General features: G+C 46.2%; 7 protein-coding genes. All 7 read left to right on the top strand.

Features of this window, described 5'->3' with window-relative positions; genetic code table 11:
* A partial coding sequence (locus J7R10_RS07090; RefSeq protein ID WP_208436403.1) for a hypothetical protein occupies positions 1–246 on the top strand: 246 nt, incomplete at its 5' end.
* Positions 239–445, top strand: coding sequence for a hypothetical protein (locus J7R10_RS07085; RefSeq protein WP_244428904.1), 207 nt, complete (start codon positions 239–241; stop codon positions 443–445). The genes J7R10_RS07090 and J7R10_RS07085, both read left to right, overlap by 8 nt.
* Before the next feature lie 22 nt (positions 446–467).
* On the top strand, positions 468–782 hold the full coding sequence (locus J7R10_RS07080; protein WP_010705666.1) for a DUF2730 family protein: 315 nt from the start codon (positions 468–470) through the stop codon (positions 780–782).
* On the top strand, positions 779–1,135 hold the full coding sequence (locus J7R10_RS07075) for a VpaChn25_0724 family phage protein (RefSeq protein ID WP_010705665.1): 357 nt from the start codon (positions 779–781) through the stop codon (positions 1,133–1,135). The genes J7R10_RS07080 and J7R10_RS07075 overlap by 4 nt, the downstream gene beginning before the upstream one ends.
* A complete protein-coding gene (locus J7R10_RS07070; RefSeq protein WP_010704508.1) occupies positions 1,098–1,679 on the top strand; it encodes a phage protein Gp27 family protein in 582 nt (193 codons plus the stop codon). Before J7R10_RS07075 ends, J7R10_RS07070 begins: the two co-directional genes overlap by 38 nt.
* Positions 1,672–3,294: a hypothetical protein gene (locus tag J7R10_RS07065; RefSeq protein WP_208436402.1), complete on the top strand. Its 1,623-nt coding sequence runs from the start codon at positions 1,672–1,674 to the stop codon at positions 3,292–3,294. Before J7R10_RS07070 ends, J7R10_RS07065 begins: the two co-directional genes overlap by 8 nt.
* 12 nt (positions 3,295–3,306) lie before the next feature.
* Positions 3,307–4,428: DUF935 domain-containing protein (locus J7R10_RS07060; protein ID WP_208436401.1), on the top strand; the 1,122-nt coding region annotated here is incomplete at its 3' end.

The following is a 4,428-nucleotide window of genomic DNA, read 5'->3' as shown; positions in this document are numbered from 1 at the left end:
AAAGCGGAAAAGGCGCGTGATTTGTATTGGCAGTTTGAAATTGCCAAGGCTTCAGCACGTGCACAGCGTGAGCTGGAGCGGCAAAGGCAAACAGCAAATGCAGCTGAGCATCAAGCACAAGGGGTGATTTTGGCTTTGGAACAAAAGCTTACAAAAATGGAGGAGGTCAATGCAGTATTGCCAACTGCTGGCTGTGGTATTGAGCTTGAGCGTGTGCGCTTGCTCAACAAGCAAGCCGGTGGATAATCTTTCTTATCGGTTTTTATCGGTTACATTGCCACCTGTTGTTCGCATAGCGTGTCATCGTCCTTCTTTGTTGCCAGAGCGTGCTTTGAATGCACGTGAAGTGGTGCATTATTGGGGGCGTGATCGTGCTGCTTTATTGATCTGCGAACAGCGCAGAAAAGCTGCTGTTCAAGCGATTGTAGGCAAGAGGCGATTTTAGGCAAGAGGGAGGGGATTTCCAAGTGAATTTAGATATCAGTGTTGCGAATGGCTGGTTGTCTTTATTGTTATCGATTGTTGCGATTTGTGGGGTTTTGAGAGCCTATTTTTCCTCTGGCGCGAGGGAAATGCTGAAAGACATGATAGTGCTTAAAGAGCGTGTGCAAAAGTTAGAAACGGAGATGGACTTTTTGCCTGATCGCGATGCGCTGCAAAGGTTGGAAGTGAATATGGAGAAATTGAATGGTCGCCTCAATACACTTTCTGCGCAGTTGCAACCGGTGGCGGCAATTGGTGAGCGCTTGCAAGAGTTTTTACTGGAGAATGCCAAAAAATGAAAGCAGATATGGATAAAATCATCCGTGAAGAAGCGCGATTGATTATTTTAAAAGGGCTTGCTTGTGAGCGCAGCGAAACCTTATCGAGTGCGATGATTGAGCGGCTTTTATACAGTTATGGCATCAGGCGCGATCGCGATTTTGTGCATAATGAACTGTCTTGGATGGAGGATCAAGGTGCTGTCACATTAAAACAGATGGGTTCGGTTTTTCTTGCGGCGTTAACAGAACGTGGGGCACGTCATTTAGATCGGAGCTTTTCCATTGAGGGAATTAAGCGGCCCAAACGCACATCAATAAAATATGAGGTGAAGGATGCGCAAGATCGGGCGTGGACGCTTAACGGCGATTGATTTACTGCCGCAAGCTTGTGATCAGATTATTGCCGCGGCTGCTGAGGCTTTAAATGGGCGTGAGAAGACACAAATGGCTATTTATGGTGAGTTTAAAGCGGCTTTGAAGGCTTTACAAAAGGAAACGGGTTTAAGCTTTTCTATTCCCTCTTTTTCTAGTTTTAATCGTTATTCTTTGCGGCTAGCTGTGATGTCACGGCGTTTAGAACAGACAAGGGAAATTGCAGCAAGCCTTTCACAACGCTTTGATGCTAAAGCTTCTGATAATATTACTCTCTTGACGGCTGCGGCGATTAAAGAACTGATTTTTTCGACGTTAAGCAGTGGGAAAAATCTTTCACCAAAAGCAGCACAAGAATTGGCCAATGCGCTCAAAGGGGTTTTGGCGGCTGAACATTTATCGACCGCGAGGCGGCAAAAGTTGGAAAAAGATTTTGCCTCTAAAGCAAATAAAGCGGTTGAGATGGCTGCAGCAGCGGCGGGGCTTTCCAAAGAGACAGCGCGGGCTATTCGTGCGCAAGTGTTGGGGGTAAAAAATGGCTGAACAGCCCCTCTCAAAAAGTCATGCCTTTGATCATCAAAGTGGTTTTGATATTTGGAGGGCAAGCGCTTTTCCCCAAGAGCAAGATCCTTTAGCAGAGGGTATTTTGATGGCGCATCAACGTGCGTGGATTGAAGATAAGGCACCGTTAAAACTGGTTGAAAAGGGGCGAAGGACCGGCATTACTTTTGCAGAAGCTTTGGATGATACCCTTATTGCTGCAGCGACGCGTGAAGCTGGTGGTGATAATATTTTTTACATTGGAGACACCAAAGAAAAGGGACGTGAGTTTATTGGTTATGTGAGCAATTTTGCTTCCGCAATTACCAGCAATAGTGGGGATGTGGAGGAATTTTTATTTTCTGATCAAAGGGCGGATGGGTCAACGAAATATATTTCTGCTTACCGTGTGCGTTTTGCTTCAGGTTTTCGGATTGAAGCGCTTTCTAGCCGCCCTGAAAATATCCGTGGGTTACAAGGTATTGTAGTGATTGACGAAGCGGCGTTTCATCAAGATGTGCGGGCTGTTTTGGATGCGGTCAATGCTTTGTTGATTTGGGGAGGCAAGATCCGTGTGATCTCCACACATAACGGTGTGTTAAACCCTTTCAATGAATTGATCCGTGAGGCGCGAGCGGGGAAAGTTCCTTTTTCGGTGCATTGTTACCCCTTTGGTATAGCGGTTAAAAATGGCTTGTTTAAAAGGGTTTGTGCCATGAAGGGGGAGGTCTGGAGTTTAGCATCTGAGCAAAAATGGGAGCAGCAAATCCGTGCCTCTTATGGGGTGCGTTTGGCTGCTATGCGCCAAGAATTAGATGCCATACCAGCCGATCAAGAAGGGGCGGCTTTAACACGCTTACAGATTGAAAATTGTTGTGCGCCTGACATTGCGGTATTGCGTTTTGCTTGTGTGGATGATTTTAAAAATCAATCGGATTCTCAACGAAGTCAAGCTGCTTTTCATTGGTGTGAGGGGCGCTTAAAGCCTCTTCATATTGGGCTTGACCGACGGCGCCAACATGTTTTTGGGGTTGATTTTGCCAGAATTGGGGATGCAACGTCGATTGTGGTGATGGAAATTGGGCAGGATCTGGTGCGCCGTGTCCGGTTTATGGTGGAATTGCGCAATACGCCGTTTGATCAACAAAGAGAGATTTTATTTTATGTGGTGAATGGCTTACCGCGTTTGTTAGGTGGTGCTTTGGATGCGCGGGGTAATGGGGCTTATTTAGCGGAAAAAGCGGCGCAGCGTTATGGGGCTTGCGTGAAGGAAGTTCAATTGTCGCAAAGTTGGTATGGCAAAGAAATGCCGGCTTATTTGGAAGCTTTTGGGGATGGGTCCATTGTTTTGCCGCGCGATAGTGACATTGTTGCGGATCATCAAGCGCTTGCTTATGTCAATGGCATTGTGAAAATTCCAGACAATCATCGTTTTAAAGGCAGTGATGGTTTTATGCGTCATGGTGATAGCGCTATTGCTTGCGCTTTGGCTTATTTTGCCAGCCGCCAAACTCCTGAAATTTATGACTATACACCTGTGAGAGAGGCTTATAGTTTTGATGAAAGCCCACTCTTTTCAACCCCTTTTTTTTCAACAATGCGATCAAAGATTTATTGATGGGATGATGAGATGGTAAAACTTGTAGATCAATGGGGTAGGGCGCTTAATATCAAAGGGCTAGAGCATGAGGTGGCAGCGCCTACCATTGGCGGTGTTCGTGATGTTTGGTCACAAACCATTGTCAGTGGTTTAACGCCTATGCAACTTGCCGATATTTTACAACAGGCAGCACGGGGGCATCCAGAGCAGTTTTTCCAGCTTGCCGATGATATGGAAGAGCGTGATTTGCATTATCGTGCTGTGCTTGGCATGCGTAAAAATGCACTCACGGGAGTAGAGCCTGGAGTGATTGCCGCAAGCAACAGTGCATTGGATAAAAAGATTGCGGATGCTGTACGGGAAGTGATTAGTGCGCCTACCTTTGTTGATGATTATGTGACGGATTTGTTAGATGCTTTGGGAAAAGGTTATGCGGTTGTTGAAACCTTGTGGGATAAGAGTGCCAAAGAATGGTGGCCGGTTGCGTGGAAATGGCGTGACCAGCGGTTTTTTCAATTGGATCGGCGGGATGGCTTTCATTTGCGTTTAAAGGAGGAGGGGTCTCTGAATGGAAGTGAGTTGCCTGCTTATAAATTTTCCATTCACCGGCCAAAGTTAAAAAGTGGTTTGCCTATCCGCACGGGGCTTGCCAGACTTGCGGCTTGGGCATTTTTGTTTAAGTCTTATACACTGAAAGATTGGATGGCTTTCTTAGAAGTTTACGGTATGCCGTTGCGTGTGGGGAAATATGGTGCGAGCTCTTCTCATGAGGAGAGGCGGGTTCTCATTCAAGCGGTACGTGATTTATCCAGTGATGCGGCAGCGATTATTCCCAAAGAGATGGAGATTGAATTTATTGAAGCGGCAGGGGGCAGTGGCAATGCAGTTTTTGGTGTCAAAGCTGAATATTTAGATCGACAGATTTCAAAGGGTGTATTGGGACAAACGATGACGACGGATGATGGTTCGTCCTTTTCGCAAGCACGGATTCATGAAAATGTACGCCATGATATTGCCAGAGCTGATGCGCGGCAATTGGCATTGACTGCTAATCGCGATTTGATAGTCCCCTTTGTTGAGATTAATTTTGGACCCCAAGAGCGCTACCCCCTTGTTTATTGGCCGATTTCGGAAAATGAAGATATTAAAGCC

It is taken from the genome of Bartonella vinsonii subsp. berkhoffii ATCC 51672 (assembly GCF_902825225.1).
GTDB lineage: Bacteria > Pseudomonadota > Alphaproteobacteria > Rhizobiales > Rhizobiaceae > Bartonella > Bartonella berkhoffii.
This window is presented reverse-complemented; position numbering and strand designations above follow the sequence as displayed.

What these genes read in the sequence shown, in the direction of transcription:
- J7R10_RS07075 (WP_010705665.1), top strand. Translation starts at nt 779, where the DNA reads ATGAAAGCAGATATGGATAAAATCATCCGTGAAGAAGCGCGATTGATT.
- J7R10_RS07070 (WP_010704508.1), top strand. Translation starts at nt 1,098, where the DNA reads ATGCGCAAGATCGGGCGTGGACGCTTAACGGCGATTGATTTACTGCCG.
- J7R10_RS07065 (WP_208436402.1), top strand. Translation starts at nt 1,672, where the DNA reads ATGGCTGAACAGCCCCTCTCAAAAAGTCATGCCTTTGATCATCAAAGT.